Raw genomic sequence first — 20,278 nt, 5'->3', positions numbered from 1 at the left:
TCCTCGTCTGGAGGTTGTTTGATGGTCAAGCGTGCGGGTGTCGATGTGGTGGCTGCTGCGGTACGCGGGCAGGCCTTGCCGTCGCCCGGGCTCAAGGGGGCGCCGGTGCTCGAGCTCATGTGCTCGCACTTCGTGCTCACGCTCGCCGCCAAGCAGGGGCCTCGCTTCAACGTGCGCCGCGACATCAACGGCCTGCTGTCGCTCACCGGCCGCCACCTGGTGTGGCCCGTTGCGGTGCTGCAGCGGCTGCGCGAATTTCTCGGCCGCCGCTGCGCCGGCAACGAGGCCTGGAAGGGTGTCGAGAACTTCGACGGCCGCACCCTGCTCGAGCGGCACGGCGTATGGCGCGGCCCCTATGAAGAAGGCACGCTTTTTTTCTACCTGGACGAATACGCCAAGGACTACCCCAAGGACCTGCTCTCGGTGCTGGCCGTTACGCGCGACTGGCTCACGCATGCGCTGCGAAAGCAATCGACGCTCGTCGAAAAGAACATCGATGCGCTCGCAGGCCTGCTGCAGCTGAACAAGGCCGAGCGTGCGCTGCTGCTCTACGGCACGCTCGCGCGCTACCAGCGCGACCTGCGTTCGCTGCTGGTGGAGTTCAAGGTCAACAACGCGCCCGAAGCCTATGCGGCCATTGCCGACATTGCGGGCGTCAATGCGAGCGAGGTGGGCGAGGCATTGCGCGCGGGCTCGCGGCTCGAGCGCATCGGCCTGGTCGAAAACCTGATTTCCGAGCACAACATCACCGACCTGGCCGACCTCATGAAAGTGAGCGAAAAGCTGCCGCCGGTGCTGATGCGCGAATACCGCGACCACAACGAACTCATGGCCGTGTTCACGCGGCCCTCCGCCAAGAGCACGCTCACCACGCACGACTTTTCCTTCGTGCAGGAAGACGCGCAAATGCTCGTCACGCTGCTGCGCGCCGCGGTGGCACGCAAGGAGCCCGGCGTCAACGTGCTGCTCTACGGACCGCCCGGCACCGGCAAGACCGAACTTGCCAAGGTGGTGGCGCAGGCCGCGGGGCTTGAGCTCTTCGAAGTTGAATACGCCGACCGCGACGGCAACTCGCTGAGTGGCCGCGACCGCTACCGTTCGCTGCAGATTGCGCAGGTGTTCCTCAAGGGCAGCGCCCAGGCCGCGCTGCTGTTCGACGAGGTGGAAGACGTGTTTCCGCCCATCAGCACCGAAGCCGCGCAGTTCATGGCGCGTGCCGAGCAGATTCCGGCGCCCACCAGCGGCAGCGTGAGCGGCAAGGCCTGGGTCAACCAGATCCTCGAAGCCAACCCCGTGCCCACGCTGTGGGTCACCAACCGCATCGAGCAGATCGACCCCGCGTTCCGGCGCCGCTTTGCGTATCACCTCGAACTCAAGTCGCCCCCGCCCGGTGCGCGCGAGCAGCTGATCAAGAAAACGCTTGAAGGCATCGTGGTGTCGGAGGCCTTTACCGCCAAGCTCGCCGAACGCAAGGGCCTCACGCCCGCGCAGATCCGCACCGCGGTGCGCTTTGCGGGGCTCGCGCAAACCGAAGGCGCATCGATGGAAGCGCTGATCGAGCGGCAGCTCAAGAACGCCGACCTCGCGTTGGGTACGCTCGATACGGGCCTGGGTGAACGGCGCAGCGTGACCACCTACGACTTGGACATGCTCAATGTCGAGACCCGCTTCGAAATTCCGCGCATCGTGGCGGCCATCAAGGCGCGCGGGCACGGCACGCTGTGCTTCTACGGCGCGCCCGGCACCGGCAAGACGGCGTTGGCCGAGCACATTGCCAAGGCCATCGGCCGGCCGCTCATCATCAAGCAGGCCAGCGACCTCATGAGCAAGTACGTCGGCGAAACCGAGCAGAACATGGCCGCCATGTTCAAAGAGGCGGAGGCCGAAAAAGCCGTGCTGCTGCTCGACGAGGCCGACAGCTTTCTGCAGGACCGTCGCGGCGCGCAGCGCACGTACGAAGTGACGGAGGTCAACGAGATGCTGCAGGGCATGGAGCGCTTCAACGGCGTCTTCATCTGCACCACCAACCTGCTCGACCGGCTCGACCAGGCCGCGCTCAGGCGCTTCACGTTCAAGATCAAGTTCATGCCGCTCACTGCGGCCCAGCGCGAGCGCATGTTCATCACCGAGGCGCTGGCCGGCGATGCCGCATTGCTCACAGGCGAAGCCAAGGCACGCCTGGCGCAAATGCGGCAGCTGTGCCCGGGCGATTTTGCGGCCGTGAAACGGCAGACGGACATTCTTGCGGTCGATTTCTCGGCTGCCGAGTTTCTTGACCAGCTCGAGGCCGAGCACCGCATCAAACCCGAAGTGCGCGAATCCCGCGGCATGGGTTTCGTGCAGTAGACGGCGCAGTGCACGGCCGCGGGAAAGCGGCAAAAAGAAAATATCGTCCGCCGCAGCGGACACGAGGAGGGGCTCGATGAATCCACTCGAAGTGAACGCGCTAAAGAAGCCGCGCTCCATTGCCCGCATGCAAGCGGCATTTGCCATTGCCTGTGCATCGGTCGTACTGGCCGGTTGTGGCGGTGGTGGTGGAGGAGGGGGCGGCGCCGCGCTGCCAATCATCCTGCCACCCACCGCCGCGCCTCCCGCGAGCGGCAGCAATGACGACACCATCGTCGCCTCGGCCACCGTGGCCGGCCTTTGCGCTGCGCCGCGCACGGGCACCAACCCCGAGACCGGCACCGCGTACCCCGACAAGGCCGGCTCGCTGACCGACGAGAAGCGCTGGGTGCGCGGCTGGATCAACGAAACCTATCTTTGGTACGGCGAAGTGCCGACCACTCTCAAGGCCGCCGACTACGCCACGCCGGTGGCCTATTTCAGCGTGCTCAAGAGCCCGGCCATTGCCGCATCGGGCCGTGCGAAGGACCGCTTTCACTACGTGTACGACACCGAACGGTACCGGCAGCTTTCGCAGAACGGCGTGGCGCCGGGCTACGGCATGGAGTTCGCGTTCGTTCGCAACTCGCGGCCGCGCGATCTGCGCATTGCCTTCACTGAACCTGGCTCGCCCGCGGCATCGGCCGGCATTGCACGCGGCGCAAAGGTGCTCGAAGTCGATGGCGTCGATGTAATAGAGGGCACCAACACCACTGTCATCAACCGCGGCATTTCGCCCACCACCATCGGCGAATCGCACACCTTCAAGCTGCAGGAAGGCAGTGCGACCCGCACGGTGACGCTGGCAGCCGCGAGCATCACGCGCACACCGGTGCAGAACGTGAAGACCATCGACACCGGCAGCGGCCGCGTGGGCTACCTGCTCTTCAACGACCACATCACCACCTCCGAAGCGCAGCTCATCAATGCGGTCAACCAGCTGAAGGCCGGCAGCGGCATCCAGGACCTGGTGCTCGACATGCGCTACAACGGCGGCGGCCAACTCAACATTGCAAGCCGGCTGGCCACCATGGTGGCTTCGCCCGCCGCAACGTCGGGCAAGACCTTCGAGCGCCTTGTCTTCAACGACAAGAACCCGTTCAACCTCACGCCGGCGCAGGCGGTCATACCGTTCTACGGCACCAGCCGCAGCGGCACGCCCCTGCCAACGCTCGGCCTCTCGCGGGTCACGGTGCTGGTTGGCCCCGACACCTGCTCGGCGAGCGAGTCGGTCATCAACAGCCTGCGCGGCGTCGACGTGCAGGTCAACCTTGTGGGCGGCGCCACCTGCGGCAAGCCCTACGGTTTTTCTCCGCAGGACAACTGCGGCACCAGCTACTTCGCCATTCAGTTCCAGGGCGTCAATGCCAAGGACTTTGGCGACTATGGCGACGGCTTCGCACCCAGCTGCACCGTGGCCGATGATTTCGACCATGCGCTCGGCGACCCGGCCGAGGCCCGCCTGGCGGCCGCGCTGGCAATACGCAATGGCGGTGCATGCCCCGCATCCGCTTCGGCCAAGACGCTTCCGGGGCTTGAAAAGCCCGACGCTGCCGCAGAGCAGCCCTACCTGCTTCATCGCACGCCGCTGCGCGAGATCCGCCTGCTCGAAGCCACGCCTTCGCCAAGCTGATTTGCGTCCGCGCAGTGTCGCGGTTACCGCTTGAAACCTTGCCCTTCGCCACTCCTGTGGCCTGCCCATTAGAGTTGTAGCAAACGTTTGCGCAATCGTTTGGCATTTAGTTCTACATGGCAGAACCACTCAAAAAGGAGCCCGGAATGAAGATTCGGATTCAGCGCCGCAAATGGATGGCCGCAGCCTTGCTGGCCACGGTGCTCTCGGCCTGCGGCGGAGGCGGCGGCAGCAACAACGGTGGCATCGGGGTCACGCCTGGGTACGGCTCGGCCCCGCCTCCGGCGCAAAAGATCATCATCGACAGCGACTACAACACCATGAGCGACGACGGCCAGCTTGGCGTCATGGCCGCGCAGCTGCAGGCTTCGGGCAAGGTGCAGGTCATGGGCATCAGCGTGGTCTCGGGCAACCAGTGGCTCAAGCAGGGCGTGGCCGATGCGCTGAAGTCGGTCGAGCGGCTTGGCGTGGGCGACCGCATCGGCATTTATGCCGGCGCCAACTACGCCTTCAACCACAACTACGCCACCATCGAGGCCGAGATGGCCGCCGGCTCCGGAGGCGACGGCTACCTCGGTGCCTGGAGCTCGCCCGAGCCCAAGACCGACGCCGACCTGAAGCCCTCGCCCGACGGTTTTGCCACCCACACGGTGCTGCAGCGCAAGAGCGCGGTCGACTTCATCGTCGACACCGTGAAAGCAAACCCCAACGAGATCACCATTCTTGCCATTGGCCCGCTTACCAACATTGCGCTTGCGGTCAGGCAGAACCCCGAGATCGTGCCGCTCATCAAGAAGATCATCTACATGGGCGGCGCCATCGACGTGGCGGGCAACACCACCAAGTTTGCCGAGTTCAACTGGTGGTTCGACCCCGAGGCGGCGCAGTTCGTCGTGCGCCTGCCAATCCCGCAAGTGGTGGTGCCGCTCGACGTGACGGACACCGTGTTCCTGACCAAGCCCATCTACGACCGTATTGCGCACCCGGCCAAGCCGACCGCCGTGACCGAGGTGTTCAGGCAGCTCAACGGCTACGGCTTCAGCGGCACCAACGGCTTCGAGAACAACCCGGCGTACACGCAGAACATCTGGGACACGCTAACGCTCGCCTACCTCATCGATCCGAGCTATGCCACGCAAACAGTCGAGCGCTATGTCGATGTGGTCGCGCAGCCCGGCGCCGCCGAAAACGGCCGTTCCATTGGCTACAGCGCGCAGCCCGCGGGGCCCACGCTGCAGAAGATGACGGTGGTGAAGAAGTTCGACAACGCGCGCTTCTTCGAACTCTACGTCGACCTGCTCACGCGGCCGGTGCCCATTACGCTGCCGCCGGCGAGCTGAACAGAACGAAACAAGCGCGAAGGCGCAGGGCCCTAGAAAGCCGAGGCGACCCGCAGCACCTCGGCGCCGTAGGCCTCGAGCTTCTTGGTGCCGATGCCGCTGATGCCCTGCAGGTCTTCGAGCGTGGCTGGCGCGCGCTCGGCAATGGCTGCCAGCGTTGCGTCATGAAAGATCACGTAGGCCGGCAGGTTGTGCTCGCGCGCCACTTCCGCGCGCCAGGCCTTCAGGGCCTCGAAGCGCTTCTTGCCTGAATCGTCGAGCTTGGCGGCGGCCGGTGAAGGCGCGCCCTTGGCCACCTTTTCGCGCCGGGGCTTGCGCTCTGCCGGCGACGAAATCGATTCGCGCAATGTGACGTTCGCTTCGCCCTTGAGCACCGGGCGCGATCCTTCGGTGAGCTTCAGCGTGTTGAAGGCCTCGGCATCCACCGCCAGCGCGCCTGTGGCAATGAGCTGCCGCAGCACGCCGCGCAGCTGCACTTCGCTGAACTCCGCGCCCAGCCCGAAGGTGCTGATGCGCTCATGCCCGAACTGCTTGACCTTCTCGGTCTCCTTGCCGCGCAGGATGTCCATGATGTGGCCCGCGCCAAAACTGATGCCGCTCAGTTGCTGCACGCGATAGATGGTGGAGAGCAGCTTGCGCGCGGCGTCGGTGCCGTCCCAAACCTGCGGCGGGTTGAGGCAGTTGTCGCAATTTCCGCAGGGCGTGCTCTTTTCGCCGAAGTAGCCCAGGAGCCGCACGCGCCGGCAGTCGCTCGCCTCGGCCAGCGAGAGCAGCGCATCGAGTTTGCCGCGCATCACCTGCTTGAACTCTTCGCCCGCGGGGCTCTCGTCGATCATGCGGCGCTGGTTCACCACATCTTGCAGGCCGTAGGCCATCCATGCGTCGGCGGGTGCGCCGTCGCGGCCCGCGCGGCCGGTTTCCTGGTAGTAGCCTTCGATGTTCTTGGGCATGTCGAGGTGGCCGACAAAGCGCACGTCGGGCTTGTCGATGCCCATGCCGAAGGCGATGGTTGCCACCATCACGATGCCTTCCTCGCGCAGGAACCGGTCCTGGTGCTTCTGCCGCACCGCGGCGTCCAGCCCCGCGTGGTAGGGCAGGGCGTTGATGCCCGCGCCCTGCAGCGTCACGGCCACGTCTTCCACGCGCTTGCGCGACTGGCAATAGACCACGCCCGCATCGCCTTCGTGTTCGCGCTCGATAAAGCGCAGCAGCTGCGTGGTCGCGTCTTTCTTCTCGACGATGGTGTAGCGGATGTTCGGCCGGTCGAAGCTGGAGACGAACTGCCGCGCTTCTTCGAGCTGCAGCCGCTCGACGATGTCGGCGCGCGTGAGCGCATCGGCCGTGGCGGTGAGTGCAATACGCGGCACGCCCGGATAGCGCTCGTGCAGCACCGTGAGTGCGCGGTATTCGGGCCGGAAGTCGTGGCCCCACTGGCTCACGCAATGCGCCTCGTCGATTGCGAACAGCGAGAGCTTGCCGCGCTCTTTCAGCGAATCGAGCTGCGACAGAAAACGCGGCGTGTTCACGCGCTCGGGCGCCGCATACAGCAGCGTGATTTCGCCGCGCAGCATGCGGCGCTCCACGTCCTGCGTCTGTTCCCAGTCGAGCGTCGAATTGAGAAACGCCGCATTGACGCCGGCTTCGTGCAGCGCGCCGACCTGGTCGTGCATCAGCGCAATGAGCGGCGACACCACCACCGACACGCCACGCCCCGCCCGCTGCCGCGCAATGGCCGGTATCTGGTAGCAGAGCGACTTGCCGCCGCCCGTGGGCATCAGCACCAGGGCGTCGCCGCCGCCCACCACATGGTCGACGATCTCCTGCTGCGGCCCGCGGAACTGCGAATAGCCGAAGACTTCGTGAAGGATGTCGGCGGGTGCGCTGCTGCTGCCGGGAGCGTCGAGGGGGAGGGGAGCGAGCGAGGACACAGGGCGGGAGCGGGCAGTGCGAGGGCGAGAAGGAGAAAAAGGGAGCGAAGCCGGATTGTCCCCCAGCAGCATCGGCATGACTGTGGCACGAGGTTTGCAATCGCAAAACCTGTCCCGCCACCCTTCCTGTATAGACAGCAATCTGGTGCATTTTCCTGACGGCATGCACCGAAACGGCCCTCCCGGGTTATCCTGTATATACAAGTTGGAGCGCTCGGCAACAATGCGAGGCGCGCGCAGCCCGTGATCGGCAGCGCATCGCCTAGCCATCATCAAGAAACGGAACCAGGAGTACCCATGGTCAAGACGGTAGTTGTGAAAGTCGCTTCCCTGCTGGCAGCAGGCGCATGTGCAGCGGGCATGGCCGGAACGGCCGCCGCGCAAGAAACCAAGATCGCGCTCGGCATGTCCGGCTGGACCGGCTTTGCGCCGCTTTCGCTGGCTGACAAGGCCGGCATCTTCAAGAAGAACGGCCTGGACGTCGAACTGAAGATGATCCCGCAGAAGGACCGCCACTTGGCCCTGGCCGCGGGCGCCATCCAGTGCGCAGCCACCACGGTCGAAACGCATGTGGCCTGGAACGCCAACGGCGTGCCCATCGTGCAGATCTTCCAGATGGACAAGTCCTACGGCGCCGACGGCCTGGCAGTGCGCAACGACGTGAAGAGCTTTGCCGACCTCAAGGGCAAGACCATCGGCGTGAGCGCGCCCGGCACCGCGCCGTACTTCGGCCTGGCCTGGATGCTCAACAAGAACGGCATGACGCTGAAGGATGTGAAGGTGGTTTCGCTCGAGCCGCAGCCCGCTGCCCAGGCGTTCGTGGCCGGCCAGAACGACGCCGCCATGACCTATGAGCCCTATCTTTCGACCGTGCGCGCCAATCCCACCGCCGGCAAGATCCTGGCCACCACGCTCGACTACCCGATGGTGATGGACACCGTCGGCTGCGCGCCCACCTGGCTCAAGGCCAACGCCAAGGCGGCGCAGGCGCTCACGCAGTCGTACTTCGAGGCGCTCGACATGATCAAGGCCGACCCGGCCAAGGCCAACGAACTGATGGGATCGGCCGTCAAGCAGACCGGCGAGCAGTTTGCCAAGTCGTCGGCCTTCTTGCGCTGGCAGGACAAGGCCGCCAACCAGAAGTTCTTTGCGGGCGAACTCACCAGCTTCATGAAGGAAGCCACGCCCATCCTGTTGGAAGCCGGCGTGATCCGCAAGGCTCCTGAAGACTACGCAGCCACCTTCGATGCAAGCTTCGTCAAGTAAGGCCCTGCCGCAGGTGCCGCCGCGCGCGGCGGCACCTGGGTCGGCCACCTCTCTCGCTTCCGCCGGTTCCGCCAAGCCTGCCGTGCCCTCGCGGCGCCGCACGCTCGCACCGCTCGAGCCCATCAGCGGCCGCGCGCGTGTGCTGCTCGGCCTGGGCTTCTTCGTGGCCTTCGTGCTCGTGTGGTCCATTGCCACGCTCGGCGGCTTCGTGCCGCCGACCTTCCTTGCCAGCCCGGTCACCATGCTCAAGGAAGGCTGGATGCTCTTCGCCGAGTTCGGCTTCATCGGCGACGTGGGCATGACCGTGTGGCGCGTGTTCGGCGGCTTTCTGCTGGCAGCCGTGCTCGCGGTGCCGCTGGGCATTGCCATGGGCACGTGGAAGGCTGTGGAAGCCTTCTTCGAGCCGTTCGTCTCGTTCTGCCGCTACCTGCCGGCCTCGGCGTTCATTCCGCTGCTCATCCTGTGGGCGGGCCTGGGCGAAATGCAGAAGCTGCTGGTGATCTTCATCGGCTCGTTCTTCCAGATCGTGCTGATGGTGGCGGTAACGGTGGGCGGCGCGCGGCGCGACCTCGTCGAAGCGGCCTACACGCTCGGCGCCAGGAGCCGCGGCATTGTTGCGCGCGTGCTCATTCCGGGTGCTGCGCCCGGCATTGCCGAAACCTTGCGCCTTGTGCTGGGCTGGGCCTGGACCTACGTGATCGTGGCCGAACTCATCGGCTCGTCTTCAGGCATCGGCCACATGATCACCGACAGCCAGGCCTTGCTGAACACCGGCCAGATCATCTTCGGGATCATCGTGATCGGCGTCATCGGGCTCGTGTCCGACTTTGCCTTCAAGGCACTCAACCGCCGCATGTTCGCCTGGGCAGCACTGTGATGATGACGAACAACAACAACCAGCTTTCCATCCAGGGCGTGTCGCGCATCTTCACCGGCACCAAGGGCCAGAGCACGCAGGCGCTGCTGCCCATCGACTTCGAGGTGAAGGAGAACGACTTCGTCACCATCCTCGGCCCCTCGGGCTGCGGCAAGTCGACGCTGCTGCGCATTGTGGCGGGGCTCGACTTTCCGACCACCGGCCAGGTGTTGCTCGACGGCGAGCGCATCGAGGGCCCCGGCGCCGACCGCGGCGTGGTGTTCCAGAGCTACACGCTCTTTCCGTGGCTCACGGTGGCGCAGAACATCCGCTTCGGCCTGCGCGAACGCGGCATGAGCGAGGCCGACCAGAAGGACCGCAGCGAATTCTTCATCGCCAAGGTGGGGCTGCGCGGTTTCGAGAACCACTACCCCAAGCAGCTCTCGGGCGGCATGCAGCAGCGCACGGCCATTGCGCGCGCGCTCGCCAACGACCCCAAGATGCTGCTGCTGGACGAGCCCTTTGGCGCACTCGACAACCAGACGCGCGTGCTGATGCAGGAGCTGTTGCTCGGCATCTGGGAGTCGGCGCAGAAGACGGTGCTCTTCGTCACGCACGACATCGACGAAGCCATCTTCATGGCCAACCGGGTGGCGGTGTTCAGCGCCCGGCCCGGCCGCATCAAGACCGAGATTGCGGTCGACTTTCCGCATCCGCGCAGCTACACGATCAAGACCTCACCCGAGTTCATGGAAATCAAGGCACGGTTGACGGAAGAGATTCGTGCGGAGTCGATGGCGGCTGCGGAGCACTAGGATGAAGCGGTGCGCTCTTGTTCGTCGTGCTGAGGATCGTTCGGGGCGCGCACCCGCCGACGGGGTACCTTTCTCCGCGAATGTCCCCCGGCCTGCGGCCTCCTCCTTTATTTCGCTGCGCAAGGCACCCCATCGACGGGTGCGTTGCACAGAGCAGTCGTTGAACAGCGGAACACCGGCAGCGTGCACACGCCCTGAACAGCAGCGCCAAGAACAACAAGGCAAAAAGCCGGCATGAAGCGCGACCTCCCCTCCCTCGCGCTCTACGCGCAAGTCAAGGATCACATCTCCCGCAAGATCCAGGACGGCACCTGGCCTGCCGGCCACCGCCTGCCTTCCGAAAGCGAACTGGTCGCCCAGTTCGGCATCTCGCGCATGACCGTGAACCGTGCGCTGCGCGAGCTCATGGAGCAGGGCCGCATTGTCCGCATGGCCGGCGTCGGCAGCTTCGTCGCCGAGAACAAGCCCCAGTCCACGTTGCTGCAGATTGCCAACATTGCCAGCGAAATCCGTCAGCGCGGCCATGACTACCGGTGCGAGATGCTTGCGGTGGAACGCATTGCCGCCTCGCCCGACGTGGCTGCCTGGCTCGACATGCGCGCGGGCACCTCGGTGTTCCACAGCGTGTGCCTGCACCTGGAGAACGACACGCCGGTGCAGCTCGAAGAACGGTATGTCAATCCGCAGGTCGTGCCCGACTTTCTCGAGCAAGACTTTGCCGCCGTTGCACCCAGCGAATACCTGGTGCGCAACGTGCCCTTCGACCAGATCGAGCACGTCGTCGATGCCGTGCTGCCCACCCCCGAGCAGGCCGGACGGCTTGCCATGGAACCCACCGACCCCTGCCTGCTGCTCACGCGCCGCACGTGGACGCGCAACACGCCCGTCACCTGGGTGCGCTGCCTCCATCCCGCCTCGCGCTACAGCCTGGGCAGCCGTTTCAAGGCCGACGGCAACCCCTCGTTCGGCTGATTTTTTTTTGTCGCGGAAACCGTAGGTCTTCTCTCGCAACCACTTGTATAGACAGGTTCATATGCCAACAAGCAATCACACCCCCGCCACCCTGACCCTCACGCCGGGCAAGGTGGACCTCGCCATGCTGCGCCGCATCCAGGCCGGTGGCGTGCGGCTGGCGCTCGACCCGTCGGTGCAGAGCGGCATGGCCAGTGCTGAGGCGGCGGTGCGCCACATCGTCGAAAACGACCAGGTGGTCTACGGCATCAACACCGGCTTCGGCAAGCTTGCGAGCACCCGCATCGGCAACGACCACCTGGCCGAGCTGCAGCGCAACCTCGTGCTCTCGCACAGCGTGGGCACGGGCGAGCCGCTGGCTGCACCGGTGGTGCGCATGGTGCTGGCCACCAAGGCCGTCAGCCTGGCGCGCGGCCACTCGGGCGTCCGGCCTGCGCTGGTCGATGCCTTGCTGGCCCTGTTCAATGCGGGCGTCATGCCGCGCATTCCTTGCAAGGGCTCGGTGGGCGCATCGGGCGACCTCGCACCGCTCGCGCACATGGCGTGCGTGTTGATTGGCGAGGGCGAGGCGACCACTGCTGAAGGTACCGTGGTCAGCGGTGCCGAGGCCATGCGCCTCGTCGGCCTCGAGCCCTTCGTGCTCGGCCCCAAGGAAGGCCTGGCGCTGCTCAACGGCACGCAGGTGTCGACCGCGCTCGCGCTTGCCGGCCTGTTCGGCGCCGAAGACGTGTTCGCCTCGGCGTTGATGTCGGGCGCGCTCTCGCTCGAGGCCATCCAGGGTTCGATCAAGCCTTTCGATGCACGCATTCACGCCGCACGCGGCCAGCCAGGGCAAATTGCCGTGGCGGGCGCGGTGCGCACGCTGCTCGAAGGCAGCGAGATCGTGCCGTCGCATGCAGCGTGCGGCCGCGTGCAAGACCCGTATTCGGTGCGCTGCATTCCGCAGGTCATGGGCGCCTGCCTCGACAACCTCGCGCATGCTGCGCGCGTGTTGGTGATCGAGGCCAATGCCGCGTCGGACAACCCGCTGGTCTTTACCGACACAGGCGAAGTGATTTCGGGCGGCAACTTCCACGCCGAGCCGGTCGCTTTTGCGGCCGACATCATCGCGCTCGCCGTGAGCGAGGTCGGCGCCATTGCCGAGCGCCGCATTGCGCTGTTGCTCGACACCGGCCTTTCGGGCCTGCCGCCGTTCCTGGTGCGAGACGGCGGCCTGAACTCGGGCTTCATGATTGCGCAGGTCACGGCGGCCGCCCTGGCTTCGGAGAACAAGTCGCTCGCGCATCCCGCCAGCGTTGACAGCCTGCCCACTTCGGCCAACCAGGAAGACCATGTGTCGATGGCCACCTTCGCGGCGCGGCGCCTCGGCGACATGGTCAACAACACTGCGGTGGTCGTCGGCATCGAAGCCATGGCGGCCGCGCAAGGCATCGAACTCAACCGAAACCTCAAGAGCTCGCCCCTGGTCGAAGCCGAGTTCGCCAACATCCGCCAGAAGGTCGCCTTTCTTGAAACCGACCGCTACCTCGCGCCAGACATCGAAGCCATGCGCCAGTGGGCGCTGAAGGCCGAGTTGCCCGCCGCGCTTCTGAAAATTTTGCCCAGCCACGCCTGAACACAGATCAAGGAGAACCTCGCCATGAACGCACCCGAAAAGCTCCCGCTGCAAAACACCGACCCGCGCCATGACCCCACGCGCGTGATCCGCGCGCCGCGGGGCAGCGAACTGAACTGCAAGAGCTGGCTCACCGAAGCCCCGTTTCGCATGCTGCAGAACAACCTCGACGCCGAGGTGGCCGAACGTCCGCAAGACCTCGTCGTGTATGGCGGCATTGGCCGTGCCGCGCGCAACTGGGCCTGCTACGACCAGATCCTTGCTTCGCTCAAGGAGCTCAACGACGACGAGACGCTGCTCATCCAGTCGGGCAAGCCCGTCGGCGTGTTCAAGACGCACGAGAACGCGCCGCGCGTGCTGCTCGCCAATTCGAACCTCGTGCCCAAGTGGGCCAACTGGGAGCACTTCAACGAGCTCGATCGCCAGGGCCTCTTCATGTACGGCCAGATGACCGCGGGCAGCTGGATCTACATCGGCAGCCAGGGCATCGTGCAGGGCACCTTCGAGACTTTTGTCGAAGCAGGCCGCCAGCACTACAACAACAGCCTTGCGGGCAAGTGGATTCTGACGGCCGGCCTTGGCGGCATGGGCGGCGCGCAGCCGCTCGCGGCCACGCTGGCGGGCGCGGTGTCGCTCAACATCGAGTGCCAGCAGACCAGCATCGACTTTCGCCTGCGCACGCGCTATGTCGACAAGCAGGCGCGTGACATCGACCATGCGCTGGAGCTCATCAAGCAGCACTGCGACGCGAAGGAAGCCGTGTCCATCGCACTGCTCGGCAACGCGGCCGACGTGTTGCCCGAACTCGTAAAGCGGGCGAAGGCCGGCGGCATCAAGCCCGACCTCGTGACCGACCAGACCTCGGCGCACGACCTTATCAACGGCTACCTGCCTTCGGGCTGGAGCGTGCCGCAATGGCAAGCCGCGATGAAGGACGCCTCGCAGCACGACGCGCTCAAGAAGGCCGCCGCCAAGTCTTGCGCCGTGCACGTGCGGGCCATGCTCGACTTCCAGGCCATGGGCATTCCCACAGTCGACTACGGCAACAACATCCGCCAGGTCGCTTTCGACGAGGGCGTGAAGAACGCCTTCGACTTTCCGGGCTTCGTGCCGGCCTACATCCGCCCGCTGTTCTGCGAAGGCAAGGGCCCGTTCCGCTGGGTGGCGCTGTCGGGCGACCCCGAAGACATCTACAAGACCGATGCCAAGATCAAGGAGCTGTTCCCCGAGAACACCCACACGCACCGCTGGCTCGACATGGCGCGTGAGCGCATCGCCTTCCAGGGCCTGCCCGCGCGCATCTGCTGGCTGGGGCTTGGCGAGCGCCACATCGCGGGCCTGGCCTTCAACGAGATGGTGAAGAACGGCGAACTCAAGGCGCCCATCGTCATCGGCCGCGACCACCTGGACACGGGTTCCGTGGCCAGCCCCAACCGCGAGACCGAAGCAATGAAGGACGGCACCGATGCCGTGAGCGACTGGCCGCTGCTCAATGCGCTGCTCAACACCGCCGGCGGTGCCACCTGGGTCAGCCTGCACCATGGCGGCGGCGTGGGCATGGGGTATTCGCAGCACTCGGGCGTGGTCATCGTGTGCGACGGCACCGATGCAGCCGCCAAGCGCATCGAGCGCGTGCTGTGGAACGATCCGGCCACCGGCGTCATGCGCCATGCCGATGCAGGCTACGACATTGCAGTGGCCACCGCAAAGAAGCAGGGCCTCAAGTTGCCGATGGTGCGCTGAGCGGAGCTGGCAGTAAGACGAAGGTAAAAAGAAAAAACGCGCCGATTCCCACTCAGTGGGAATCAAGGCTTGGACGTGGGAACGGCGGACAAGATACTGCACGCCGAACCCACTTTTCGACCTCTCGCAACAGCTCCCGATGACGCCGCCCGAAGCTCCTGCCCACAACGACCGAGCCCTGCTGGTGCTGTCGGTGCTGGCGCAAAGCAAGGCGGCCATGTCGGCGGCGGAACTGATGCAGGCCACAGGCCTTTCGCAGAGCACGCTGTACCGGCAGATCGCCACGCTGCGGCGCTGGGGCTTCGTCATGGAGGCCGAAGGGCGCTATTCGCCGGGCCCCGTGAGCGTGCAGCTTGCGACAGGCTTCGACGGCAACTCCGACCTTGTTATGGCTGCGCGCGCCGACATGCGCGCGCTTGCGCAGCAGAGCCGCGAAAGCGTGGCGCTGGTCACGGCCGTGAACGACCGTGTGGTGTGCCTCGAGATGATCGACAGCGAGCAGTCGCTGCGCTGTTCGTTCGACCGGGGCCGCAGCGTTCCGGCCCGAGACGGCGCAAGCGCCAAGTGCCTGCTGGCCCATTTGCCGACCGACCAGCGCGATGCATTGCTCGACGCATTCGGCGAAAGCCCCGAGCGCCGCGCACAGCGCGTCGCCGAGCTCGACGCCATTTGCGAGGCCGGCCATGCAGTAACGCATGGCGAGGTCGACGCCGGCGTGTGGGGCGCAAGCGCACCCGTGCTTGCATCGGGCCGGCGCCTGCGCGGCGCGATCACGCTCATGGCGCCGCTCACGCGTGTCGAGGGCATGGAAGCTGCATTGCTCCACATGACCGTTGTCACGGCGGCGCGCATTTCGCGCGCGCTGCAGTAGCGGCCACCAACGCATTTTTTCTTTCTTCAACCCACGGAAGCCTTCACATGAACACCCGCCGCACCCTCATTGCCGCCGCACTCTCCAGCCTTGCCTTCTTCGGTTTTGCCGCCACCGCGCAAGCCCAGGGCGAGCCACTGCGCGTGGCCACCGATGCCACATTTCCGCCGATGGAGTTCGTCGAGAACGGCAAGCGCACCGGCTTCGACGTGGAGCTGGTCGAGGCCATTGGCAAGACGCTCGGCCGCAAGATCGAATGGATCGACATCGACTTCAAGGGCCTCGTGCCGGGCCTCGTCTCCAAGCGCTTCGACATGGCTGTTTCGGGCATCTACATCACTGAAGAGCGCAAGAAGGTCGTCGACTTCACGGTGCCGTATTACGCGGGCGGACTGGTCGTGATGGTGAAGGACGGCAACACAGCCATCAAGACGCCGGCCGACATCAACGGCAAGAAGGTCAGCGTGCAGGTGGGCACCAAGTCGGTTTCGTACACCAAGGAAAAGTTTCCGCAGGTACAGCTGATGGAAGTCGAGAAGAACCAGGAGATGTTCAACCTGGTGGACATCGGCCGCGCCGATGCGGCCGTCACCGGCAAGCCCGCCGCCTACCAGTACGTGCGCACGCGCGGCGGCCTCAAGGTGCTGCCCGAGCAGATCACCACCGAGGAATACGGCATGGCCATCCGCAAGGACACGCCCGAACTCACCAAGGCCGTGAACGGCGCCATCGAAAAGCTCAAGGCCGACGGCACCTATGCGCAAATCGTCGCGAAGTGGTTCAGCGCGAGCGCCAAGTAATTCGGGCGACTCATGGATTTCGATTTTTCGCCGGTCTGGCAAGGCTGGCCCGACCTGCTGCGCGGCGCGCTGGTCACGGTAGAAATTACCGCCTGCGCGCTCGCCCTCGGCTGCGTGCTGGGCCTTGTGGTCGGCATTGGGCGGCTCAACCCGAAGCGGCGCTGGCTCTACGGCATCTGCACGGCCTATGTGGCGGCGATTCGCGGCACGCCGCTCCTGGTGCAGCTGTTCATCCTGTTCTTCGGCCTGCCGCACTTCGGCATCCTGCTGCCGGCCTTCCTGTGCGGCGTGCTCGGGCTGGGCGTGTACTCGGGCGCGTATGTGTCGGAGATCGTGCGCGGCGCCATCCAGTCGATCGACAAGGGCCAGACCATGGCGGCCCAGTCGCTGGGCATGACCCCCGGCACGGCCATGCGCGAGATCGTGCTGCCGCAGGCGGTGGTGCGCATGATTCCGCCGCTGGGCAACGAGTTCATCGCGCTCATCAAGAACTCGGCGCTGGTGTCGCTGCTCACCATCCATGACGTGATGCACGAAGGGCAGAAGATCATCAGCGTGTCTTACCGCTCGCTGGAGGTGTACCTTGCCATTGCGCTCGTGTACTTCGTGCTCACGGGCACGTTGACACTGGTGCTCAGGCACTTCGAGCAGAAGCTGCGGCAAGGCGGGCTGATGCGATGAACCTGCGTTTCGTCTTTCTCCCTCCCCTTCCGGGGGAGGGCTGGGGTGGGGGCACGATGGCCTCGACCGATGCCCGGCGCTCGTTGGGCACTGCTCCCATCCCGGCCTTCCCCCGGAAGGGGAAGGAGCAAGAGGGCCGGCCATGAACCGCGTGCAGCGCTTCTCCCGCGCATCGCTCCCGGCCAGGCCCTGGAAGAACGGCGGCGGCACCACGCAGGAAATCGTCAGCTGGCCCGAGGGCGCGGGGCTCGACGACTTCAGCTGGCGCGCGAGCATCGCCACCATTGCAGCGCCGGGGCCGTTCTCGGTGTTCGAAGGGGTCGACCGCAGCATCATGCTGCTCGAAGGCGACGGCGTGCGGCTGTTCACACCCGACGGGCGAACGGACCACCGGCTCGACGCGCCGCACAGGCCTTTCACTTTCAGCGGCGACGAGGCGATCGATTGCGCGCTGCTCGGCGGCGCATCGAACGACTTCAACATCATGGCGCGGCGCGGCCGGTGGCGCGCCGAAGTGCAGGTGCTCGCCGAGCCCTCGGTGGTAGAGCCCGCGCCGCACGGCGTGCTGCTTGCGCTGCGCGGCACCTGGCGCCTGAACGGCGAGCCGCGCGCGGAGGGAGAGGGCGTGTACTGGGCCGAAGACGCACAAGCGTGGCAAGCCGTGCCGGAGGACGAAGGCGCGCGGCTGGCGGCGGTTCGCATCGTGCCGGCGTAAGCTCTGGAATACCGAAAGAGATTCATGACACCCGCAACCTCTTACCCATCAGCCGATGGCCTCTGGACTGGCCTTCGCCTCGCTCCCGATGCGGCGCCGGGCACCGCGCCCGAAGCCGCTGCCGATGCAGCCATCGTGGTGTCAGGGGGCATGGTCCGCTGGGTAGGCGCGCGCCAGGCGCTGCCCGCCGAGTTCGCCGGCCTTGCGTCGCATGACGCTGGCGGCGCGCTTGTCACGCCGGGCCTGGTCGATTGCCACACCCACCTGGTCTACGGCGGCCAGCGTGCCAACGAGTTCGCAATGCGGCTCGCGGGCGCGAGCTACGAAGAAGTGGCAAAGGCAGGCGGCGGCATCGTCTCGTCGGTGCGCGCCACCCGCGAAGCCGATGAAGACACGCTCTTTGCGCAAGCCGCACAACGGCTCGAGCAGCTGCTGGCCGACGGCGTTTGCGCCATCGAAATCAAGTCGGGGTACGGCCTCTCGCTCGAGCACGAGCGCAAGCAGCTGCGCGTGGCGCGGCGCCTTGGCGAGGCCTACGGCGTGACCGTGCGCACCACCTTTCTCGGCGCGCATGCGCTGCCGACCGAATACGCAGGCCGCAGCGGCGACTACATCGACCTCGTCTGCAGCCAGATGCTGCCTGCGCTCGCGGCCGAGGGGCTGGTCGACGCGGTGGATGTGTTCTGCGAGCGCATCGCTTTTTCCCTTGCTGAAACCGAGCAGGTCTTCAAGGCTGCGAGAGCATTGGGCCTTCCGGTCAAGCTGCATGCAGAGCAGCTCTCCGACATGGGCGGTGCGGCGCTGGCCGCGCGCTACGGCGCGCTGTCGTGCGACCACATCGAGCACCTGTCGGCCGAGGGCATCGAGGCCATGCGCCGGTCGGGCACCGTGGCCGTGCTGCTGCCCGGCGCCTACTACACGCTGCGCGACACGCACCTGCCGCCCATCGAGGCGTTGCGCGCCGCCGGTGTGCCGATGGCCGTGTCGACCGACCACAACCCGGGCACATCGCCGGCATTGAGCCTGCTGTTGATGATGAACATGGCATGCACGCTGTTCCGCCTGACGGTGCCCGAGGCGCTGGCCGGCGTGACGGTGCACGCGGCGCGCGCGCTCGGCCTGCAAGAAACGCACGGCGCCATTGCGGTGGGCATGCCTGCGAACTTCGTGCTGTGGAACGTGCGCGAAGCGGCCGAGTTGGCCTACTGGTTTGGCCAGCGCCCGGTGCGCACCGTCGTGCGGCAAGGCCGCATCGCCAAGGGAGCCGCCGCATGACACGCACGCTGTTCGCGGCCGATGCATTGCTGCCCGCCGGATGGGCGAAGAACGTCCTGCTGTCGTGGAACGATGCCGGCCAGCTCACCCAGGCGCAGTCCGCTGCCCAGCCTGCCGCCGGTTCGCAGATGGCAAACGGCCCCGTCATCCCCGGCATGCCCAATCTGCATTCGCACGCCTTCCAGCGCGCCTTCGCGGGCCTTACCGAACATCGCGCCGAGCAGCAAGACAGCTTCTGGAGTTGGCGCACCCTGATGTACCGCTTTGCCGCGCGCCTTGGGCCGCAGCACATGGAAGCCATTGCCACCTGGCTCTATGCCGAGATGCTCGAAGCGGGCTACACCAGCGTGTGCGAGTTTCAGTACGTGCACCACGACACCGACGGCCGCCCGTATGCAGATGACGCGACGCTCAGCCTCGCGCTGCTGCGCGCTGCGCAAAAGGTGGGCATCGGTTTCACGCTGCTGCCCGTGCTCTATCAGACCAGCGGCTTCGGCGGCCTGCCGCCCAACGAAGGGCAGCGCCGCTTCATCCGCTCTACCGATTCGATGCTGCGCCTGCTCGACGCGCTCAAGCCCGTGTGCGACGCACAGGGCGCACAGTTGGGTCTTGCACCGCACTCGCTGCGTGCCGTGCCGCCCGATGCATTGCGCGAAGCCGTGGCGGGCCTCGAGGCTATCGACCCCGGCGCGCCGATCCACATCCACATTGCCGAGCAGACCAAGGAAGTCGACGACTGCGTGGCCTGGAGCGGCCAGCGCCCGGTGGCATGGCTGCTCGACCATGCGCCGGTCGATGCGCGCTGGTGCCTCGTGCATGCCACGCACATGGACATGGCCGAATACGAGCGCGGCGCCAAGAGCGGCGCGGTGGCCGGCCTGTGCCCCACCACCGAAGCCAACCTTGGCGACGGCATATTCGACTTTTCGGCATGGCGCCACCATGGCGGGACCTGGGGCGTGGGCTCCGACAGCCATGCCACCGTCAATGCGGCCGAAGAGCTGCTGATGCTCGAATACAGCCAGCGCCTCGGCAAGCGGCAGCGCAACGTCGGCGCGAGCACGGCGCAACCGCATGTGGCCACCGCGCTCACGCTCGAAGCGGTGGCCGGTGGAGCGCAGGCCTCGGGCCGGCCCATCGGCGGGCTGGCGGTGGGGCAGCAAGCCGACTTCGTCGTGCTCGATGCCGCGCGGCTTGCGCTGCAGGGCCTTGCCGCGCCCGACATGCTGTCGTCGCACGTCTTTGCCAGCCACCGCACCTCGGCCATCGATGCCGTGTGGGTGGCAGGCCGGCCGCGCGTGCAGGCCGGCCGCCATGCTTTGCACAACGAGGCTGCCGCCGCATTCGTCGCAGCGCGCGGCCAGCTTCTTCTGGAAAATTGAG

At 66.0% G+C, this 20,278-nt stretch carries 16 protein-coding genes; 15 read left to right on the top strand and 1 reads right to left on the bottom strand.

Going from position 1 to position 20,278, the window contains the following annotated elements; all coding sequences use genetic code 11:
* Positions 1-21 precede the first annotated feature (21 nt).
* The 3 genes from J2X67_RS19990 to J2X67_RS19980 all read left to right on the top strand — a co-directional run bounded on the left by J2X67_RS19990 (position 22) and on the right by J2X67_RS19980 (position 5,358).
* On the top strand, positions 22-2,346 hold the full coding sequence (locus J2X67_RS19990) for an AAA family ATPase (RefSeq protein WP_309955739.1): 2,325 nt from the start codon (positions 22-24) through the stop codon (positions 2,344-2,346).
* 76 nt (positions 2,347-2,422) lie between these two features.
* Positions 2,423-4,018, top strand: a complete 1,596-nt coding sequence (locus tag J2X67_RS19985; RefSeq protein ID WP_309955737.1) for a S41 family peptidase — start codon at positions 2,423-2,425, stop codon at positions 4,016-4,018.
* 146 nt (positions 4,019-4,164) lie between these two features.
* Positions 4,165-5,358, top strand: coding sequence for a nucleoside hydrolase (locus tag J2X67_RS19980; protein WP_309955735.1), 1,194 nt, complete (start codon positions 4,165-4,167; stop codon positions 5,356-5,358).
* A gap of 32 nt (positions 5,359-5,390) precedes the next feature.
* On the opposite strand, the gene recQ is transcribed toward J2X67_RS19980, so the two are convergent.
* Complete coding sequence (recQ, locus tag J2X67_RS19975; RefSeq protein ID WP_281149065.1) at positions 5,391-7,286, bottom strand: DNA helicase RecQ; 1,896 nt, start codon at positions 7,284-7,286, stop codon at positions 5,391-5,393.
* 297 nt (positions 7,287-7,583) lie between these two features.
* Between recQ and J2X67_RS19970 the strand changes: the two genes are divergently transcribed.
* The 12 genes from J2X67_RS19970 to J2X67_RS19915 all read left to right on the top strand — a co-directional run bounded on the left by J2X67_RS19970 (position 7,584) and on the right by J2X67_RS19915 (position 20,277).
* The gene (locus J2X67_RS19970) at positions 7,584-8,552 is read left to right on the top strand and encodes an ABC transporter substrate-binding protein (RefSeq protein WP_309955733.1); all 969 of its coding nucleotides are present in this window, start codon (positions 7,584-7,586) and stop codon (positions 8,550-8,552) included.
* Entirely contained in the window at positions 8,533-9,429 is an 897-nt protein-coding gene (locus J2X67_RS19965) for an ABC transporter permease (protein WP_309955732.1), read from the top strand. The genes J2X67_RS19970 and J2X67_RS19965 overlap by 20 nt, the downstream gene beginning before the upstream one ends.
* A gap of 2 nt (positions 9,430-9,431) precedes the next feature.
* Positions 9,432-10,223 carry an ABC transporter ATP-binding protein gene (locus J2X67_RS19960; protein WP_309955730.1) on the top strand — a complete coding sequence of 264 codons (792 nt, stop codon included), beginning with the start codon at positions 9,432-9,434 and terminating at the stop codon, positions 10,221-10,223.
* Positions 10,224-10,457: 234 nt separating this feature from the next.
* Positions 10,458-11,195: a histidine utilization repressor gene (gene hutC / locus J2X67_RS19955; protein ID WP_309955728.1), complete on the top strand. Its 738-nt coding sequence runs from the start codon at positions 10,458-10,460 to the stop codon at positions 11,193-11,195.
* Positions 11,196-11,256: 61 nt separating this feature from the next.
* Positions 11,257-12,810 (top strand): histidine ammonia-lyase, encoded by a 1,554-nt coding sequence (gene hutH, locus J2X67_RS19950; RefSeq protein ID WP_309955726.1) that lies wholly within the window; start codon positions 11,257-11,259, stop codon positions 12,808-12,810.
* Between the two features lie 24 nt (positions 12,811-12,834).
* On the top strand, positions 12,835-14,553 hold the full coding sequence (hutU, locus tag J2X67_RS19945) for a urocanate hydratase (RefSeq protein WP_309955724.1): 1,719 nt from the start codon (positions 12,835-12,837) through the stop codon (positions 14,551-14,553).
* Between the two features lie 139 nt (positions 14,554-14,692).
* On the top strand, positions 14,693-15,424 hold the full coding sequence (locus J2X67_RS19940; protein WP_309955722.1) for an IclR family transcriptional regulator: 732 nt from the start codon (positions 14,693-14,695) through the stop codon (positions 15,422-15,424).
* A 47-nt stretch (positions 15,425-15,471) separates the two neighbouring features.
* Positions 15,472-16,224 (top strand): transporter substrate-binding domain-containing protein, encoded by a 753-nt coding sequence (locus J2X67_RS19935; RefSeq protein WP_309955720.1) that lies wholly within the window; start codon positions 15,472-15,474, stop codon positions 16,222-16,224.
* Positions 16,225-16,236: 12 nt separating this feature from the next.
* On the top strand, positions 16,237-16,905 hold the full coding sequence (locus J2X67_RS19930) for an amino acid ABC transporter permease (RefSeq protein ID WP_309955718.1): 669 nt from the start codon (positions 16,237-16,239) through the stop codon (positions 16,903-16,905).
* A gap of 142 nt (positions 16,906-17,047) precedes the next feature.
* The gene (locus tag J2X67_RS19925) at positions 17,048-17,620 is read left to right on the top strand and encodes a HutD family protein (protein WP_309955716.1); all 573 of its coding nucleotides are present in this window, start codon (positions 17,048-17,050) and stop codon (positions 17,618-17,620) included.
* 24 nt (positions 17,621-17,644) lie between these two features.
* On the top strand, positions 17,645-18,895 hold the full coding sequence (gene hutI / locus J2X67_RS19920) for an imidazolonepropionase (protein ID WP_309955714.1): 1,251 nt from the start codon (positions 17,645-17,647) through the stop codon (positions 18,893-18,895).
* Positions 18,892-20,277, top strand: a complete 1,386-nt coding sequence (locus tag J2X67_RS19915) for a formimidoylglutamate deiminase (RefSeq protein WP_309955712.1) — start codon at positions 18,892-18,894, stop codon at positions 20,275-20,277. The genes hutI and J2X67_RS19915 overlap by 4 nt, the downstream gene beginning before the upstream one ends.
* Position 20,278 lies beyond the last annotated feature (1 nt).

It is taken from the genome of Variovorax sp. 3319 (assembly GCF_031456585.1).
GTDB lineage: Bacteria > Pseudomonadota > Gammaproteobacteria > Burkholderiales > Burkholderiaceae_C > Variovorax > Variovorax paradoxus_P.
This window is presented reverse-complemented; position numbering and strand designations above follow the sequence as displayed.